Raw genomic sequence first — 18,553 nt, forward strand, 5'->3', positions numbered from 1 at the left:
AATATAATATTTCCAATACGCTGATTCATTCGGATCAGGGAAATACTTATAAAGCGTCAGAGTACAGAAAACTGCTGGAAGAGAAAGGTTTTATCCAGAGCATGAGTCGAGTTGGTAACTGCTGGGACAATGCCTGCATGGAACACTTTTTCGGTACGCTGAAAGCAGAGTCTGGATATTACAATGTTAGTAGACATGGCCTGCTTTCATATCAAATGATGGAAGAACTGATAACAGATTTTATTCAGTTCTATAACAAGGACCGCATACAGAAAAAATTAGGCTGGAAATCTCCAAAGACTTTCAGCCTAAAATGTGCGTAATAACTGTCTAAAAAAATGGGGGCAGTTCACGTAAAACTCTCTTTAAGGGTGAGCCTGTTCCTTTTGTTATGGAGCTTCCAAATTACAGACTGCCGAGCGTTAGAAACACCTGCCAGCTGCTCTGGGAAAAGGCAAAGGACTTTTTAGAGCGTGCCTTTACAGTGATTTTTATTGCGACTATCGTAATCTGGTTCCTGCAGAGCTTCAGCCCGCAGCTTCAATTTATAGAAGATTCTTCTCAGAGTATTCTGGCCCGCCTTGCAGGCCTGCTGGAGCCTCTTTTCCGCCCGCTTGGACTTGGTGACTGGAGAATCTGTACCTCGCTGATTTCCGGCGTTATGGCAAAAGAAAGCGTGGTTTCTACCATGGAGATTCTCTTTGCGGGCGGAGTTGCAAGTGCTCTTTCAAGCCGGGCCGCAGCAAGTCTTCTTGTTTTCAGCCTGCTCTACTCGCCTTGTATTGCAGCTATTGCCTCGGTAAAAAGAGAGCTGGGTACAAAGTGGGCCGTGGCCATGGTTGCCTGGCAGTGCGTTGTGGCATGGGTTTGCGCATTTGTAATATATGTAATATAATTTATCAATATTTATTTTATAGGAGTAAAAAAATGAGCAAATACGCAGGAACTCAGACAGAAAAAAACTTACAGGCAGCTTTTGCCGGTGAATCACAGGCAAGAAACAAATACACATATTTTTCAGCCGTAGCTGAAAAAGAAGGCCTCTCAAAAATCGCAGAAATCTTCAAGAAAACCGCTAACAACGAAGAGCAGCACGCTAAAATGTGGCTTACAGAGCTCGAAGGCATTGCAGACACAAAAACAAACCTTAAGAATGCAGCCGACGGCGAAAACTACGAATGGACAGACATGTATGTAGGCTTTGCAAAAACAGCAGAAGAAGAAGGCTTTAAAGAACTGGCTGCAAAGTTCCGTGCAGTTGCATCTATTGAAAAGCGCCACGAAGACCGCTACCGCTCTCTTCTTAAAGATGAAGATTCAAAAGCAGAGCTTGCAAAAAGCAGCGTAAAGGTTTGGGAATGTCTTAAATGCGGTCACATCGTAACAGGCGAAAAAGCTCCGGACTACTGCCCTACTTGCGGCGAATACAACCAGTACTTCGAAGTTCGCGAGGACAACTACGACCTGATTTTGACATGGGGACGCTAATTCTTATATAATGGACTTACTATGGCAAAAATACAGATGAAAAACGCCATCGCAGAGCTCGATGGCGATGAAATGACAAGAGTTTTATGGAAGGTTATTAAGGATGAACTCCTTTTACCTTATATCGATTTAAAAACTGAATATTTCGACCTTGGTCTTAAGAGCCGCGACGACTCAAACGACAAGATTACTTACGATGCTGCTGCGGCAATCAAACGTCTTCATGTCGGCGTTAAGTGTGCAACAATCACTTCTAACCAGGCACGTGTTGAAGAATATCACCTTAAGCAGCTCACTCCAAGCCCAAACGGAATTATCCGTGCAGAACTTGATGGAACTGTTTTCCGTGAGCCTATTTTTGTAAGCAATATCCACGGAACTGTAAGCTGCTGGAAAAAGCCGATTGTACTTGGCCGCCATGCTTATGGTGATGTTTATAAAAACTGCGAAATTAAATGTCCTACTGCCGGCCGTGCAGAACTTGTATTTACCGGCGTAGACGGTATGGAAATCCGCAAGACTATTATGGATATGAGCGGACCTGGAATCATTCAGGGAATCCACAACCTTGATAAATCAATCGAAAGCTTTGCCCGCTGCTGCTTTACTTATGCCCTCGACAGAAAGATGAGCGTATGGTTTGGTGCAAAGGATACAATCAGCAAGACTTACGACGGAAACTTCAAGGCTATCTTCCAGCGTGTTTTTGATGAAGAGTTCAAGGCTAAGTTTGAAAAAGCTGGCATCGAATACTTCTATACTTTGATTGATGATGCTGTAGCCCGTGTTATGAGAAGCGAAGGCGGCTTTATGTGGGCAACAAAGAATTACGACGGCGACGTTATGTCTGACATGATTGCCTCTGCCTGCGGTTCACTTGCCATGATGACATCTGTACTTGTAAGCCCGGATGGAAACTTCGAATATGAAGCAAGCCACGGAACTGTTCAGAAGCACTATTACCGCTACCTTAAGGGTGAAAAAACTTCTACAAACCCTGTAGCAACAATCTTTGCCTGGACAGGAGCTCTTGCAAAACGCGGCGAGATGGATGGAACTCCAGAGCTTACAGACTTTGCAAAACGTCTTGAGCGCGCTACCCTTCAGACAATTGAAGAAGGCTATATGACTGGTGATATTGCAAGAATCGCAGAACCTGCTGCAAAGGAAGTTCTTGATTCATGGCAGTTTATTGCCGCAATTAAAAACCGCCTTTAGTGTCATTGTCGGGCTCGACCCGACAATCTATACATTTCTACTGATGTAAAGATTCCCGCGTCAAACGCGGGAATGACAAAAAAATTATTTGACTTCATAATTGTTTGCATTTAAAATGGTTAAACGATTTATGAATGCAAAAATTAAAAAAATCCAGTTTCTCTCTATAATATTTTTTCTCGCCTCACTTATTTTTTTACTGATTTTTATTTTGACAAAAAATAAAAATAATACTTCTCATACAAAAAATGAAAACTCAGAAAAACTGATTCTTGGTTTTTCCCAGATTGGCTCTGAAAGTGCCTGGCGTACAAGAAATACCCAGTCTATTTTCGAAGCCGCCGCTGAAAACGATATTCAGATTATTTTTGATGATGCCCAGCAAAAACAGGAAAATCAGCTTAAGGCAATCCGTTCCTTTATTGTTTATCAGGTTGACGTAATTGCCTTTGTTCCTATTGTAGAAGACGGCTGGGATAATGTTCTTACAGAAGCAAAAGATGCAGGCATTCCTGTAATTCTTGTAGACCGACAGATAAATGCAGATCCTTCTTTGTACGCAGGTTTTCTTGGAGAAGATGGTTTAGAAGAAGGCCGACGCGCTGCCCGATTTCTTTTGAACAAATGCCGCAACCGCACTGGCACTGTAAGTATTTACGAAATGTCAGGTACAGAAAATTCTTCTGTGGTTCGCGACCGGGCAAAAGGCTTCCGCGAAATTATTGCAAGTGATCCTAAATTTCAGATTATCCATTCTGAAGACGGAGACTTTCTTCGTTCACGAGGAAAAGAAATTGCAGAAAATCTTATAACCAGCAGCTGCAGGAAAGACGGACTATATTATGAAGGACAGAAAATAGATGCCGTTTATTCCCATAATGATTCTATGACTCTTGGCATGCTGGATTCAATTGAAAACTACAAGGTTTATACAGGTAATACAATCATAATCAGTGTTGATGCCGAACAGAAATCAATTGATGCCTTACAGGCAGGGAAGCTAAATTGTGTTGTTGAATGTAATCCTAATCTCGGACCAAAACTTATGGAACTTGTAAAAGATATTGCAGAAGGAAAAACTATACCACGGGTTACCTACAACAGCGAAACAATGTTTACCGAAAACGATGATTTTTCTACCTACCAGCCACGCGGATATTAAGTGAGGAAATAATGAAGCACAACAGAAGCCTCAGAAAAACCCTCCTCCTGACTTACGTATTCCTTCTTTTTATCACACTCATTCCTTCAATTTATTCGGTACTTACATTTCAGATTCATACAAATAAATACAGTCAGATTATTAAAAATGTCAGTTCAGCAAATAAAATAAGCTCCATTGCAAAAAATGAACTTCCATCAGAGCTCTGGAATATCATCTGTGGAAAGAAAGAGATTGTTGAAGCTGATCACAACAAAATGCTGGATGAAATTAATTCAGGTCTTTCTCTCATGCTTCTAACAAACAATAATAATGAAAGTCTTGAAAAACTTGAGGTTGCAAATCGAGCTTATACTACCCTCAGACGAAATGTCGACATACTCATTCTCCAGATGGAAAATGGCAGTCCTGTTACACAAAATGAAGCTACTCTTGATGAAATCAGAACCATTACATCCCTTTTTTCTGATATCATGCAGGATTTTATAGTTACTGAAATTGATTTTGCAGATCAGACAAACCATTCTCTCAGAAACACATCCATTATACTTACAGCCATTCAGATTATCATTACCATTCTTGCAATTCTTGCCTCTATAAACAGTTTTATTACAGTTTCCGGTGCAATTCAAAAACCAATTTCTGACATGGAAAATCTTTCTACAAAAGTTGCAAACGGAGATCTTAATGCCCGAATCGATATTCCTCATGTAAACGAACTCGACACCCTTGCAGGCAATCTTAATACCATGACGGAGCAGATTGATGTACTGATCAGAAAGAATATGGAAGAACAGAAAAACTTCCAGAAGGCAGAAATGAAAGCTCTTCAGGCACAGATTACCCCGCACTTCCTGTATAACACTTTTGACACAATTGTCTGGCTTGCAGAAGAAGAGCATACCGAAGAAGTTGTAAAGATCACAAAAGCCTTTTCAGACTTCCTCCGTATTTCCCTAAGCCGTGGTCACGAATGGATTACTATTTCTCAGGAACTTGACCACATCAAAAATTATCTTACCATTCAGAAAATCCGTTATGCTGATATTTTGAATTATACGATTGATGCAGACGAATCCCTTATGGAATATAAAATCATAAAGCTTGTTCTTCAGCCTCTGGTTGAGAATGCTATTTATCATGGAATAAAAAATAAACGGGGACGTGGCATTCTTAAAGTAAGTATTCATTATGCAGATGAATCACATCAGAAAATATGTTTTACTGTTGAAGACAATGGAGCGGGCTTTACGGAAGAAAGACTAGGCCAGGTGCGTAATGAGCTTAGAACAGGCGCAGAAGATTCAGAAAAGCTTTCATCTGTTTATGGTCTTTACAATGTAAATAAAAAGCTTAAACTATATTATGGTGAACAGACCGAAGGTATTATAATTGAATCTGAAGCAGGAAAAGGAAGCAGAATTTCTTTTACTATTCCAATATTCATAGATGTACCATATACAGGAGAAAGCAATGTATAGCGTTTTTGCCGTTGATGATGAACCTATTGTACTCGAAGGAATCCGCTCTAAAATTGACTGGGAAGGCAGCGGCTTTACTTTTGCAGGTGAGGCAACTGACGGTGAAATTGCCCTCTCCATGATTCACGAAATTAAACCTGATATTTTAATCACTGACATCAAAATGCCTTTTATGGACGGTCTTCAGCTGGCAGAAGCAATTAAGCGCACCCAGCCCTGGATTAAAATAATAATTCTTTCCGGACATGATGAATTTGACTATGCAAAAAAGGCTATTTCTATCGGAATTGAAGATTATCTTTTAAAGCCTTTTACTCCAGATGAACTTCTTTCAAGCCTGAACAAAACTGCAGCCCAGATTGATAAAGAAAGAAAGCAGCTTTCCGACATCTCCCGTCTACGTGAGGAACTAAAAAGCAGTGAGGCTCTCATCAAAAAAGAATTCTTAAACAATCTTGTACACGGCTCAGAAGAAATGAGTACAGTAATTCAAAAAAGCTCAGAACTTGGCCTTAATCTTATTTCCCGTTATTACAAGGTTCTTATAAGCCGTATAGAAAGCCGCAGTGGAAACACTCAAACTCAGCAGGAAGCCTGCTCTCTTTTGAACTCTTATTCAACTGCCATTAACGAGGCTGTTTCTTTCTTCCATCACTCTAACCTTCTTGTCTGCATTTTTAAGGGAAGCACACAGACAGAACTTGATGATAATACCTTCCGTGCTGCAGAAACCATAAGCCATATCGCAACAAAAAATGAAGACTGTACAGTTCTTACGGCAATGGGAAAAACTGTTGAACATCTTTCTCAGCTTAAGGCTTCATATGAAGATGCTAAAAAGATTCTCGAGGCAAACAGTATTAAAGAAAACAGGATTATCTCTTCCGACGACCTTACAGATTCTGCTGGAGATGGCTCTGCTGCAGATGCTCTTCTTGATTTGAACGAAGGAGACCCGCTTGTTGATAAACTAAAATATGCAGCCAAAGGTGATATACAAAGTATTATAGAAGAATCCATGGAACTGATAAAAAAGAATCCTGACCAGTTTAATGTATTTGCTTCATATCTATTAGTTGATTTGATTTTTGCAGTTTCCAAGCTGGTAGAAAAACTTGGCGGAAATATTAAGGAATTAAAGCCAGAGATTTTGCAACGTAAATTTATTGATGATGCAGTTTCTGATGAGACTCGCTTTACAAAAACACTAGAACAGGTTTTAAACTTTGCCCTTGAATACCGGGACTCAAAAGTTACTGGAAAATATGCTGATGTTATTCTGAAAGCAAAGCATTTCATAGAAGAAAACTATGCAGATCAAAATACAACACTTACAACTGTTGCAGAAGAAGTTGCGTTAAGCCCTAATCACTTCAGTACAATTTTCTCTCAGGAATGTAAGACAACTTTTATTGAATACCTAACGAACGTTCGTTTGGAAAACGCAAAGCGTCTTATGCGGGAAACTGATATGAAGGGCTATGACATTGCCTACGAATGCGGCTTTTCAGACCCACACTACTTCAGCTACATTTTCAAAAAAAATACGGGGCTTTCGCCCCGTGAATATAAGTTGAGTCTCGAGAATTAACTGAATCGGTGGTTGAGTGCCGCGTAGCGGTGTATCGAAACCACCAGTGATTCTGCGGTGGTTTCGATACGATGCTTCGCATCACTCAACCACCGTAACATTATCCCGCCATATTACCAAGCTTCTTCTTACGCTGTGAAAGAATTACACTCTGCAATACGATAAAGAATGCAAGCATAAGACCTGTAGTAATAGACTGCCAGTAAGGTTCGCGTAAGCCTGCAGCAACTACCAGGTTATTAATTGTCTTAAGGGACATAACACCAAACATAGTTCCAATTACACTACCTACACCACCACTAAGCAGCGTTCCTCCGATAATCGAAGAAGCAATAGCCTGCATTTCTGCAGCCGTAGCGTTAGATGCGTTTCCGGCACCTGTATGAAGCAGATAGCAGAAACCTGCGATTCCGGCAAGCACGCCACAAAGAACATAAGCAAAGAACTGTGTTCTTCTAACGTTAATACCAAGCATCAAAGCAGATTCTGTATTTCCACCAACAGCGTAAAGGTTACGACCAAAGCGAGTCCATCTCAGCATTGCCCAAAGAAGAAGAACTACAACAAGTGCAATCACGACTCCTACTTCAATATAAGATGGAATCCAGTTACCATTACGAGCCCAGGTACCAAGGAAAGGAATGTCAATTTCAAAATCTTTAAGATCAAGAAAGAGTTCATTATTTGCTGTACGTGGAGCAGTACTTACTATTGTTGTCATACCACGTGTAAAGAACATACCGGCAAGAGTTACAATAAATGGCTGAATTTTAAGGAATGAAACTAAATATCCCTGAATAAGTCCCATAGCAAGACCAATTCCAAGAGCAATCAGGATTGAGCTTAAAATTCCACCGTTATGATCTTCCATAAATACTACAGAAGCCATTGTAATAAGAGCAATTGAACCACCAACCGAAATATCAATTCCACCGGTAATCATTACGATTGTAAGACCACAGGCTGCAACAATCAGATATGCATTATTATTAAGCAAATCCAGGAACTGCTGGGGATTTCTAAAACCACCACCCCAGATAATAATTCCAAGCAGATACATTCCAACAAAAATACAGATTGTTATGAGAAGAAGCAAAGATGTATTTGAAAGCGGCTGTCTGTTTTCTTTCTTTCCAAAAAGATTAGTAAAAATATTTGCCATAATTATTTAGCCTCCTTCTTTTCCATAATCTTGTCTTTAAGCTGAACGAACAACTGTTTTACAACAGGAGAACCTGCAACAACGATGATAATGATTACAACAGCTTTATATGCTTTTACAGCAGTAGAAGAAACCTTCATTGAATACAAAGTAGTTGTTAATGCCTGGATAATGTAAGCACCAAGAATAGAACCTGAAAGCTTAAACTTACCGCCACCAAGTGAGTTACCACCGATTGCAACTGCAAGAATTGCATCCATTTCTATATCAAGAAGTACAGTTTCATGGTTGATGATTCCTGTTCGGCAAACACTCATAGAACCTGCCATTGTTACACAGATACCAAGAATAATGAAAACGGCAAGCTTCCATACTGTAGGATTAATACCATTAAGCTTTGCAGCTCTTTCATTAATACCTACTGACTGAATGTACAATCCAAGAGTTGTCTTTTTTAAAAGCAGATTTATCAGCAGAATGAAAATTACAACTATAATAATAGGTGTTGGAATAGGAACATGTGGAATAAAGCTTCCCAGATAAGTAAGAAGATTACTTTCAACACTAGGGCTCGCACCACCATTAATCCAGTAAGCAATAGGACGTCCTGCTGTAAAGAGAATCAGCGAAGCTATCATAGGCTGAATATTGAACTTTGCAATAAGTGTTCCATTAAAGAGACAGAAAAGAATTGCTACAATACATGCAACAATCATTGCAAGGATTATTGTTGCAACATTGATGGAACCGGCACGCAAAATCTTTACAAACATAGAACCTGCAATTGCTGCCAGGGCACCAACAGAGATATCCTGTCCCTTTGTTGCAGAGGTAACAAGTGTCATTCCTATAGCAAGAATTACAAGCTCAGAAGCTCCGTTCAAAATACTGATTAAGTTACCTGCAAGAACAGTATTTCCAAAATTATTCTTTTTTATAAGAATAGAAAAGAAACTTGGATCTCGGATAAGGTTGAAAATAACCAGTACAATCAGGGCAACAAGCGGAATTGCAAGCTGCGATGAAAAAAGTTTTTTAATCTGATTTACGATTTTATTAGCCATTTTGTGCCTTGCCTCCCGCAATAGTCTGCATAATTACATCCTGACGCAAAAGATCATCCTTAAGCTCACCAACAATTTTGCGGTCGCGCATAACGATGAGTCTCTGACATACAGAAAGCATCTCTTCAATTTCAGAAGAAATAAAGGTAACACTTACCCCCTCTTCTGCAAGTTTAAGAACAAGCTTCTGAATCTCAAGCTTTGTACCAACGTCAATACCACGGGTAGGTTCATCAAGAATCAGATATTGTGGATGGGTCAAAAGCCAGCGTGCAAGAATAACCTTCTGCTGGTTTCCACCCGAAAGTGCTTTAATAGGAGTTTCCTTAGATGCAGTTTTAATCTGCAGCTGTTCAATAAACTCGTCTGCAAGTTTTTCCTGCTCTGCACGGGAAATAGGTTTTGTAAAACCATTGAGCACCTGAAGAGCAAGAATGATATTCTCACGAACTGAGAGGTCCTGGATAATTCCGTCTCCCTTGCGGTCTTCCGGCAAGTAACCGATTCCAGCCTTCATTGCATCCTTTGGCTGATTGATTTTTACTTCACGGCCATTAACATGAACCTTTCCGCCGGTAACACGGTCTGCAGCAAAAATCGCACGAACACTTTCACTACGTCCGGAACCAAGAAGACCTGTAAAACCGTTTACTTCGCCTTTGTTAATAAGGAAGTCGAAAGGTTTTACTCCTTCAGAACTTGAAAGGCCTTCTGCTTCATAAACAACCTCACCAGCTCCAGAATAAGGACGCTTCTGATTCTTGAGGTTTGTCATATCTTCCATATCTTTTCCAAGCATTGCAGAAATCAGCTTAACGCGTGGAAGCTCGCTTACTGTGTATTCACCTACAAGTTCACCGTTTCTTAAAACTGTAATCTTGTCGCAAACCTCGTAAACCTGTTCAAGGAAGTGAGTAATAAAGATAATTCCTACTCCACGGCTCTTAAGGTCACGCATGAGAGTAAACAAGAGTTCAACTTCTTTTTCATCCAGAGAAGAAGTTGGTTCGTCCAAAATAAGAACCTTACATTCCATATCAACAGCACGGGCAATAGCAACCATCTGCTGAACTGCAAGAGAACAGGTTCCAAGCTGCTGACCTGCTTTTGCCGGAATGTTTAATTTTGTAAGAAGCTGATCTGCTTTCTTTTCCTGGGCACGGCGATTAACAAACTTGTAATTTCCGCGACCTATATACATATTCTCTGCCACTGTAAGATTAGGACAGAGGGTAATTTCCTGATAAACTGTAGCGATACCCAGATTCTGGGCATCCTGTGGAGAACGAATTACAGCAGGCCCTTCTGTTCCCGCAATATGGATCTCACCGGCATCTTTTTCATAAACACCTGTGATTACCTTAACCAGAGTTGATTTTCCAGCTCCGTTTTCTCCCATGAGCGCATGAATCTCACCTTTACATAGAGTAAAGTCTACATTCTGCAGGGCTTTTACTCCGGGGAATTCCTTGTAGATTCCGCGCATAGATAAAACAACATTATTTTCCATTTATTTGTACCTTTGTCATCCTGAACTTGTTTCAGGATCCTTTTTTTAGATTCCGAAACAAGTTCGGAATGACGTAAGTCTTCAAAAAAAACGGCGTAAAATATGTACCACACACTTTACGCCGTAATATTTACAAGAGGGGGTTGGTATTAGTCACCAAGACCGTAAGTATCGATATCAGACTGTTTAATTGTCTTAGCATCGAAGCCCTTTTCATCATTGTAGATGATCTTTGAAGGAACTTTTCCGCTCTTAATCATATTTTCGATTACAGCAGCCTGGAATGGAGAACACTGTCCATCATAGTTCCAGCGGCCAGCGAGAAGCTCGCGGAGAGCCCACTTGTTTGTATCGAATCCCATAATGATTACTTTTCCATTTACACCGTGTGTGATACCAGCTTCATCGAGAGCTGCAACAGCACCCTTAGCCATGTCATCATTTTCAGCATAAATTACATTGAAGTCTTCTTTCTGGTTGATAACTGATTCAACAATCTTCTTTGCGTTATCTGCAGACCAGTCAGCTGTCTGCTGAACAACTTTCTTCATTGTTCCTGCAGCAAATTCCTTGTCCAAAGCACCTGTACGACCGATCTGAGCAGCAGATCCCATGTGTCCCTGAAGGTGGATTACCTTGTATTCCTTGAGTTTCTGAGCCTTGAGCCATGCAACAGCTGATTCACCTTCTTTAGGCATATCAGATACAACAGCAGCTTCATAAAGATTATCTTTTACATCAGCAAGGCGGTCAAAAAGGAATACTTTAACTCCTGATTTCTGAGCCTTCTTGAAAGCAGAAGACCAACCTGCCATATCAGCAGGAGATAAGAGAATATAATCTACTCCGTCTGTTACAAACTGAGAGAATGCATTCAACTGTTCGTCATTGTTCATGCTGTAATAAGTCTTAACATCATAACCTTTAGCTGCAGAGAATACGTTTTCCATATCCTTTACGTTAGCAGCACGGTATCCTGATTCTGATGGTGGGTTGTTGATAATACCAATCTTGATTTTTCCATCACCAGCAGCCTTTGCCTTCTTTTTTGGAGCGGCAAACAATGATGCTACACACATAAGTGCAACAGCAATAATCACGCTTTTTTTCATCTAATTTTCCTCCTATAGATGCTTTTTTAGATTACATGGTAACTATAAGCCTGTCAGAAGGATTTTTGAATGAAGATTTTTAGGAATTTTTGTATGAATTTTTAGGAATTTGAAAAAGTTTAAGGATAAATGGTTGGAAATTTATTTAAAAAAGTTAGAAATTTTACGAAATACGGTGGTTGAGTGATGCAAAGCATCGTATCGAAACCACCCTAGTACAGAACACAGGTGGTTTCGATACGGCACTCCGTGCCTACTCAACCACCGAAGCAATCTATTACTTATGACAGATTCTAGTCTGGCACTCTTTGTAAATTGCAGCAGTCTTGGCAACTACATCAGCAGGAATTTCCTTAATGTTAGGGTCGCCGGCAAGATTGTGCTCCTTGAGCCAGTCGCGAACGAACTGCTTGTCGTAGCTTGCAGGACTTCCGCCAACTTCGTATTTTGAAGCATCCCAGAAGCGGCTTGAATCCGGAGTAAGAACTTCGTCTCCTAGTACAAGCTCTCCATTCTCATCAAGACCAAATTCAAACTTTGTATCAGCAATGATAATTCCGTTTGCCTTAGCGTGCTCATAGCACTTCTTGTAAATTGCAAGAGCAGCCTGCTCGATTTTTGTTCCAAGCTCTTCGCCAAGATCGTCTTTCATATACTGCAATGTAACGTTAATATCATGACCTTCGGCAGCCTTAGTAGAAGGAGTTACAATAGGCTCGTCTAACTTTTCAGCCTGCTTGTATTCCTTGTCAAACTTGTGACCAAGGAAAGGCTCGCCCTTCTTGTAAGCCTCGTACATAGAACCAAACATATATCCGCGGACAATTACTTCGTAAGGAATCATCTTAAGCTTCTTTACAAGAATAGTGCGGCCTTCAAACTCAGGCTTCTGGAACTCAGCAGGCATATCCTTCAAATCACTTGAAATCATGTGATTCTTAACAATGTCCTTAGTGTAATCAAACCAGAAGTTAGCAAGAGCGTTGAGCACCTTACCCTTGTCGGTAATCATAGTTGGCAGAATAACATCAAAAGCAGAAATTCTGTCAGTAGTAACAATTACCATGCGACCATCTTCAAGGTCATAAACCTCGCGAACCTTACCAGAAATAATTTTCTTCATATACATCCTCTATTTCTATTTACTCAGCAAACCGCCGAATTTAATTCCAAAACGTGAACACAGCACATTATACTGATTTTCTTCCTCAATGTCACGGAAGCCTGTTATAAACAAATTTGGAGTTCCACCGGTGGTTGAGTAGCCCGAAGGACGTATCGAAACCACATTTTTTACGGTGGTTTCGATACACTCGCTGCGCGAGCACTCAACCACCTCGAGTGCATGTCTCACAACACCATCTACCGAGTCCACCACACGAATATCCGGTTTACAGGCTTCTTCAAATACATCAGTAAAATTCAAAAAGTGAGTACAACCAAGAATAATTGCATCACACCCCTGTCCGCGGAAAAAATCCACCGCAGGCTTTACGGCTTTGAGGCATTCTTCCCGGCTTGCAGTAAAAGCATTATGTTCAATAAAAGAAATAAGCTGTGGGTCAGGACGGTTTACAATCGTACAATCGCTGGCAAACTTATTTTTCAGCTCAATATTATAAGGATTTTCGCAGGTAGCCTTTGTAGCAAGAAGACCTATGCGGCGTTTTTTAGAAAGACTTGCTGCAAGCTTAATGGCAGGTACGGTTCCCACAAATTTTACCTCAGGAAATTTTTCCCGCAAAGCATCCAGAGCATTTACGCTCATTGTATTGCAGGCGACAACAATAACTTTTGGAGCAAACTGAGAGTTGATTTTTTCAACAAGCTCAGTTACACATTTTACTACCTGCTCGTGAGTCTTTTCACCATATGGAAAGTTTGCGGTATCAGCTACGTAGACACATTTTGTCTCCGGGGCACGCTGCAAAAGAGTTGTCATATAAGGAATTCCGCCAACACCGGAATCAATAAATACAAAGTCAGTCATAATTTCCTAATACATGGATTGCTTCGCTTCGCTCGCAATGACACATCCACGTCATTGCGAGGAGCGCAGCGACGAAGCAATCCATTCATTAATTAAACAAAGAGTTAAAAGCATCGCGGGCTGCTGCAGCTTTGTCATTACCAGAAGTACCTGCCGGGCCTTTCGAGCTTGCCCTGAAATAATCGCAGAAGTTTCCTCTTTCCTTGTCATTTACAAAGTCGGCTGAGCTTTCGCGGCAATCATTGTGTGCCCCGCTTTCATAAAAGTCGCAGGCCTTGCAGACATGCAAATCAGCATGACAAGACGGACATTCGTCTCCGCGTACAGGCTTTTCGATATTCGTTTCTTTTCGGCATTTCCAGCAAATCATAATTATATAGTATCATTTTTTAGCATTTTCTACTATAATAAAATTATGTTCACGCAGAATAAGTGCCTTGTACATTACTGCCGCAATCTCGCTCTTTCCACCTTCGATAAGGACGGAAACATAACAGACGACAAAAACTACTGTCTGGATCATATTCCGGATCCTGGAAAATTCAAGGCAGATATTTACAAGTATATTGCAGAACATGATAAGATAGTTGGTCTCAATGTCAGCGGCCTTCTGTTTTCCGACATTGACCTTTCAAACAAAAAGTTTTTCGGTTGCACCTTTACAAACTGTACTTTTAATAACATCAGTTCCAGTAACGTTCTGCTTCGCATGTGTATTTTTGATTTTGCTATTTTCAACGACTGCTCTTTCATCAAAAGTAATTCACTCTTTACCTCTTTTTCCGGTGCGACTTTTACACATACGCTTTTTACTTCCAGTGATATCATTCAGAGCAATTTCAACGGTATTAAAGCCTATCAGTCTTCCTTTGATGATTCAGACCTTTTCAGCAGCCGCTTTATTGCCGCAACTTTGACAGATACTTCCTTCAGAAACTGTAACTTAAAAAAATCATTGTTTTACGATTCAAAAAGAAGCAATGTTTCTTTCAAAATGTCAAACACACGAGAAGCTCTTTTTACACCGGAAGGTAAAACTCCTCTCGAAAAGGATTTATCATTTGGTAATTCAATTGTAGATGGAGACCGCTTATGAAAGTTTACTTCCATCTGAATCTGAGCGGTTTTTCTAACTGCTATATTGTTGTAAATGAAAAGACTTCTGAAGCCCTTATCATAGATCCGGGAAAAATTACAGAAGAAATAATTTCTCGTATAGAAGATAATCATCTTAAACTGGTTGCAGTTTTGATTACCCACAATCACGGATCTCATGCAGGAGGACTTCACACCCTGCGTAAAATATATTCGCCGAAGATTTTTGCAGCCGACTGGGAAGTAGCCGGTGAAGACACAACTGTAATCTCTGGTGACGGCACAATCAAAATTGCAAAAATGATTGTTAAGTATATGTCGCTTCCTGGTCACACTTCAGACTCAGTTGTTTATGAAATCGGTAACATCATGTTTACAGGTGATATTCTTTCGGCTGGCGAAATAGGAAGTACTAACTCAAGTTATTCTGAATATATCTTAAAATCAAATATTGAAAAGAAAATTTTTTCTCAGCAGGACAATGTAATTTTAATGCCAGGCCACGGACCTCCAACAACACTCGGAGCCGTAAAAGCCTTTACTGCAGACTTTAAGAATATGATCCAGAGTCCGCAGAATGACAGGATAAGAAGCTAAGGTGGTTTCGATACGCCCTTCGGGCTACTCAACCACCGGTGATTGAGTGCCGCGAAGCGGTGTATCGAAATCACATGTTATCTATTCACTAAGGCAATATTACCGCAGACAATTCCGTACTTATCATAAACAAAATCATTAAGGGCTGTGGCAGCATCTTCGAAGCCACGGCCTTCTGTTTTTCTGATATAGGCTGCAAGGTCCGGAGTAAACTTTATTACAGTGCCACGGTTAGCAAGATGAACAAAATACTTTGCAACTTCAGAAAGCCGCTGCTGCATTATATAAGCCATAAATTCATTGTGCATAAGATATTCGTCATTAATGTCATAACCAAGACTTGGCTGAGACTTAAAGTAATCAATAAGGAAGTCTCGCGAGGTCGGGTCGAAGGTATAATAAACTGCAGAAACAAAATTACGGAACTCTGCATCGCGGAAGAAAATTGTATGCCAGCCTTCATGAGCAAGTAAGTTTGTACGGCTCCAGCCAGGTGTTTCGCGAGAAATAGAAACAAGGCCGCCTTCATTTGCCTTTACATAAATTCCGTCATCTTCAAAAAGTCCGTTATGAATAAGAATTCGTTTGAGTAAAAGTTCTTCTTCGTTCAAAGGGAAATTAAGCTCAGTGGCCTTATTAAAAAATCTCGCCATTGATTCTGCACTATAATCGTGAGCATTATAGCCGTGCATATCACCAAGTTCTTCGTTAGTCAGCAGGCGGCCTTTATAGCCCTGTTTTTCTACAAAGAAAGCAAGACGGCGAAAAAGTCTGTCCTGAACTTCATAATTTCTTGTATCGAAAAAGAGAATCTGAGGAAAGCGGTCCCATTCGTAAATCTCATAATCCAGAGTACGCCACTGAGAACTTTTATAATTTAAGATAAGCCCCGGATCTGTGCGGATTGGTTCAAGAATCTCTCCTTCATCTGAAGCAAGAGCTTTTGTACCCCTCATAATAAGAGATTCAACGCAGTTTGCATTCTCAGCAAGTTCGGTACGGGAAAAAGGTGCATTTAGAGCTGCAGCCGGAATTATAATTTCGCGGGCAGCGTTTACATTATTTATGTAGAGTTTTTCACCGCCAGCATTCATCAGAATTTTTACAGAATGCTCACGGGTAGTTTTGAGGTCAGGATTTTCTGAAAGCACCAGTCTGTACTCAGGCATTGTCTGTTTTGCACTACTCTGCACAGGGAATACCATGGAAGTTCCGGAAAAATCAAAGCCCTTATTTTCAAAATCAACAAGGCCTCCGTTGCAGGCAAAACCGTAAAAAGGAATTTCTTTTGTTACATCAAAGCCAATTTCTGCAGGAACAACCGCAGCCGCTACAATTCTACAACGAACAGTAGAATAAACATAAAAACCGTTAGGAATATATTTTTCAATATTGTCATTTTTTTGAACAGCAAAAGAAAGGTCAAAGACTTCTGGAGCTTTTTTTTCATCTCCCTGAATCTGAATGCGCTTTATATCAGGGTACTTTTTCTTTATGTATTTTCCCTGAATCGTAAAATCGTCATTTCCTAAAAAACCGTATCTGAATACAGTTTCTGCATCAGATTCCAGAAGCTGTTTTTGCTTTTTTGTAGGAATAAGCTGAAGGCATACGGTTAATGCTACCGACCCATTTTCCTGGTAAGTTTTATAAAAATAATCTTTCTGCTCTTTAGAAAATTTGAAGTTTGCATAGCCTTCGTTTACAGTACCTTTTGAAGCAGCAGAATCCAGGGCATAAAGCCTTGTCATTGCCTGATTACCACAAACAATACGCACTGCAGATTTGTTTTTGTTTGCAAGAAGAATAATTCCTGCGATAATATCAAGTAAAAGAAATATAGTTACTGCAATAGAAAGAATCCATTGAGATTTTGTCAATTCTGGTAATTTTATGTTTGTTTTTTGTAATTTAAGATTCAACTTAGGCAATTTCATATTTAAAACTATACCAAATATACAAAAAAAGTTATACTCCCCTTATGACCGCACTTTTAATGCATCCTAATGATGAATTATTTTTCACTGATTTGCAGAAAGAAATAATCGCAGCCTTATACGAAGATGGAAGAATTATCTACAGCAAGATTCCTCTCTGGATTGAGCTTGGAGATTTTAACCTCAAAGACAAGGCTTTAATACAGAAGGCGCAGATTGGAGAATTGAGTTTTTCCGGAGAAACCATATACTGCCCGGTCTTGATTGAATGCAGCAATGTGCAGATTAATTCCAAACTAACGTTAGTTTGTTTACACAAGGGTAAAATTTTTACAGATTCAGAAATCGCGGCACTAAAAGAAAAGCCGGTAAGACAGCTTAAAGTCTTCCGGCTTGGTCTTGTGCAGGACGAAGGCCCGCACGCAAAAAGTATTTCAAAGTCTGTCTGGTGTAAGTTGAAATAGATGCTGAAATGTCATCCTGAACTTGTTTCAGGATCAGCATGACACAACTCTGTCGCCCTGCCCCTGAAACAAGTTCAGGGTTCAGGGTCTCTCACATAACTCCCGAACCTCTATCAAGAGAAGTAAGACCTGTGCGAACATACTCAAGAATTCCATAAGGCTCGAGCAGGCGTAAAAGGCTTTCCACCTTCTCTTCGCTTCCGGTAATTTCTATAATAACTGATTCCAGGCTTACATCCACGATTCGAGCCTTGTAGATGTCTGCAGTCTCAATGATTGTGCCACGGTTACTTGCCTCGGCACGAACCTTAATGAGAGACATTTCGCGCTGAACAGAACTTGAAGTTTCGCACTTTTTGATTGCGATTACTTCTTCGAGCTTGGCAAGCTGCTTTTGAATCTGGTCAAGAATATGCTCGTCACCCTTTACAACAATTGTCATACGACTCTGCTCAGGATTGTTAGTCGCACAAACTGTAAGCGAGTCGATGTTATAACCGCGGCGGCTGAAAAGCCCTGACACACGGCTAAGTACACCGGTTTTGTTTTCTACTAAAACGCTAAGTACGTATTTTTCCATAATAACTCCAAATACGGTGGTTGAGTAGGCCAGAGGCCGTATCGAAACCACATCATTGAAAACCGGTGGTTTCGATACGCTCGCTTTGCGAGCACTCAACCA

General features: G+C 40.3%; 19 protein-coding genes and 1 pseudogene. 11 read left to right on the top strand and 9 right to left on the bottom strand.

Features of this window, described 5'->3' with window-relative positions:
• From G626_RS0112650 to G626_RS0112680, 8 genes and pseudogenes are all read left to right on the top strand, one after another.
• Positions 1 to 323: integrase core domain-containing protein (locus tag G626_RS0112650; protein WP_022933157.1), on the top strand; the 323-nt coding region annotated here is incomplete at its 5' end.
• A 41-nt stretch (positions 324 to 364) separates the two neighbouring features.
• A pseudogene (locus G626_RS18360) lies at positions 365 to 442 on the top strand (hypothetical protein); the annotation flags it as partial.
• A 42-nt stretch (positions 443 to 484) separates the two neighbouring features.
• Complete coding sequence (locus G626_RS0112655) at positions 485 to 895, top strand: nucleoside recognition domain-containing protein (protein ID WP_269208121.1); 411 nt, start codon at positions 485 to 487, stop codon at positions 893 to 895.
• A 32-nt stretch (positions 896 to 927) separates the two neighbouring features.
• Positions 928 to 1,488, top strand: a complete 561-nt coding sequence (gene rbr, locus G626_RS0112660) for a rubrerythrin (RefSeq protein WP_022933159.1) — start codon at positions 928 to 930, stop codon at positions 1,486 to 1,488.
• 21 nt (positions 1,489 to 1,509) lie between these two features.
• Entirely contained in the window at positions 1,510 to 2,706 is a 1,197-nt protein-coding gene (locus tag G626_RS0112665; protein WP_022933160.1) for an NADP-dependent isocitrate dehydrogenase, read from the top strand.
• A gap of 211 nt (positions 2,707 to 2,917) precedes the next feature.
• Positions 2,918 to 3,868, top strand: a complete 951-nt coding sequence (locus tag G626_RS0112670) for an ABC transporter substrate-binding protein (protein WP_231365119.1) — start codon at positions 2,918 to 2,920, stop codon at positions 3,866 to 3,868.
• An 11-nt stretch (positions 3,869 to 3,879) separates the two neighbouring features.
• A complete protein-coding gene (locus G626_RS0112675) occupies positions 3,880 to 5,349 on the top strand; it encodes a sensor histidine kinase (RefSeq protein ID WP_022933162.1) in 1,470 nt (489 codons plus the stop codon).
• A complete protein-coding gene (locus tag G626_RS0112680) occupies positions 5,342 to 6,940 on the top strand; it encodes a response regulator (RefSeq protein ID WP_022933163.1) in 1,599 nt (532 codons plus the stop codon). Before G626_RS0112675 ends, G626_RS0112680 begins: the two co-directional genes overlap by 8 nt.
• Positions 6,941 to 7,040: 100 nt before the next feature.
• On the opposite strand, the gene G626_RS0112685 is transcribed toward G626_RS0112680, so the two are convergent.
• The 7 genes from G626_RS0112685 to G626_RS0112715 all read right to left on the bottom strand — a co-directional run bounded on the left by G626_RS0112685 (position 7,041) and on the right by G626_RS0112715 (position 14,148).
• Positions 7,041 to 8,102, bottom strand: coding sequence for an ABC transporter permease (locus tag G626_RS0112685; RefSeq protein ID WP_022933164.1), 1,062 nt, complete (start codon positions 8,100 to 8,102; stop codon positions 7,041 to 7,043).
• Between the two features lie 2 nt (positions 8,103 to 8,104).
• Positions 8,105 to 9,166: an ABC transporter permease gene (locus G626_RS0112690; protein WP_022933165.1), complete on the bottom strand. Its 1,062-nt coding sequence runs from the start codon at positions 9,164 to 9,166 to the stop codon at positions 8,105 to 8,107.
• Positions 9,159 to 10,676: a sugar ABC transporter ATP-binding protein gene (locus G626_RS0112695; protein ID WP_022933166.1), complete on the bottom strand. Its 1,518-nt coding sequence runs from the start codon at positions 10,674 to 10,676 to the stop codon at positions 9,159 to 9,161. The genes G626_RS0112690 and G626_RS0112695 overlap by 8 nt, the downstream gene beginning before the upstream one ends.
• A gap of 149 nt (positions 10,677 to 10,825) precedes the next feature.
• The gene (locus G626_RS0112700) at positions 10,826 to 11,788 is read right to left on the bottom strand and encodes a substrate-binding domain-containing protein (protein WP_022933167.1); all 963 of its coding nucleotides are present in this window, start codon (positions 11,786 to 11,788) and stop codon (positions 10,826 to 10,828) included.
• Between the two features lie 277 nt (positions 11,789 to 12,065).
• Positions 12,066 to 12,911, bottom strand: a complete 846-nt coding sequence (locus G626_RS0112705; protein ID WP_022933168.1) for a phosphoribosylaminoimidazolesuccinocarboxamide synthase — start codon at positions 12,909 to 12,911, stop codon at positions 12,066 to 12,068.
• Positions 12,912 to 12,926: 15 nt separating this feature from the next.
• Positions 12,927 to 13,778: a glutamate racemase gene (gene murI, locus G626_RS0112710; protein WP_022933169.1), complete on the bottom strand. Its 852-nt coding sequence runs from the start codon at positions 13,776 to 13,778 to the stop codon at positions 12,927 to 12,929.
• Between the two features lie 88 nt (positions 13,779 to 13,866).
• Positions 13,867 to 14,148 (bottom strand): hypothetical protein, encoded by a 282-nt coding sequence (locus G626_RS0112715; protein WP_022933170.1) that lies wholly within the window; start codon positions 14,146 to 14,148, stop codon positions 13,867 to 13,869.
• Positions 14,149 to 14,193: 45 nt separating this feature from the next.
• Here G626_RS0112715 and G626_RS16675 point away from each other — a divergent pair, with 45 nt between their 5' ends.
• Together G626_RS16675 and G626_RS16680 are read left to right on the top strand one after the other, a co-directional pair.
• On the top strand, positions 14,194 to 14,874 hold the full coding sequence (locus G626_RS16675) for a pentapeptide repeat-containing protein (protein ID WP_022933171.1): 681 nt from the start codon (positions 14,194 to 14,196) through the stop codon (positions 14,872 to 14,874).
• Positions 14,871 to 15,470 (top strand): MBL fold metallo-hydrolase, encoded by a 600-nt coding sequence (locus G626_RS16680; protein ID WP_022933172.1) that lies wholly within the window; start codon positions 14,871 to 14,873, stop codon positions 15,468 to 15,470. The genes G626_RS16675 and G626_RS16680 overlap by 4 nt, the downstream gene beginning before the upstream one ends.
• A 77-nt stretch (positions 15,471 to 15,547) precedes the next feature.
• Here the strand turns inward: G626_RS16680 and G626_RS17695 are convergent, their stop codons facing one another.
• The gene (locus tag G626_RS17695) at positions 15,548 to 17,407 is read right to left on the bottom strand and encodes a hypothetical protein (RefSeq protein WP_022933173.1); all 1,860 of its coding nucleotides are present in this window, start codon (positions 17,405 to 17,407) and stop codon (positions 15,548 to 15,550) included.
• A gap of 44 nt (positions 17,408 to 17,451) precedes the next feature.
• Here G626_RS17695 and G626_RS0112735 point away from each other — a divergent pair, with 44 nt between their 5' ends.
• Positions 17,452 to 17,871, top strand: a complete 420-nt coding sequence (locus G626_RS0112735; RefSeq protein ID WP_156003333.1) for a hypothetical protein — start codon at positions 17,452 to 17,454, stop codon at positions 17,869 to 17,871.
• 91 nt (positions 17,872 to 17,962) lie between these two features.
• Here G626_RS0112735 and ilvN read toward each other — a convergent pair whose 3' ends face one another.
• A complete protein-coding gene (ilvN, locus tag G626_RS0112740) occupies positions 17,963 to 18,451 on the bottom strand; it encodes an acetolactate synthase small subunit (protein ID WP_022933175.1) in 489 nt (162 codons plus the stop codon).
• Between the last annotated feature and the right edge of the window lie 102 nt (positions 18,452 to 18,553).

The organism is Treponema bryantii NK4A124, from assembly GCF_000421345.1.
GTDB classification, from domain to species: domain Bacteria; phylum Spirochaetota; class Spirochaetia; order Treponematales; family Treponemataceae; genus Treponema_D; species Treponema_D bryantii_B.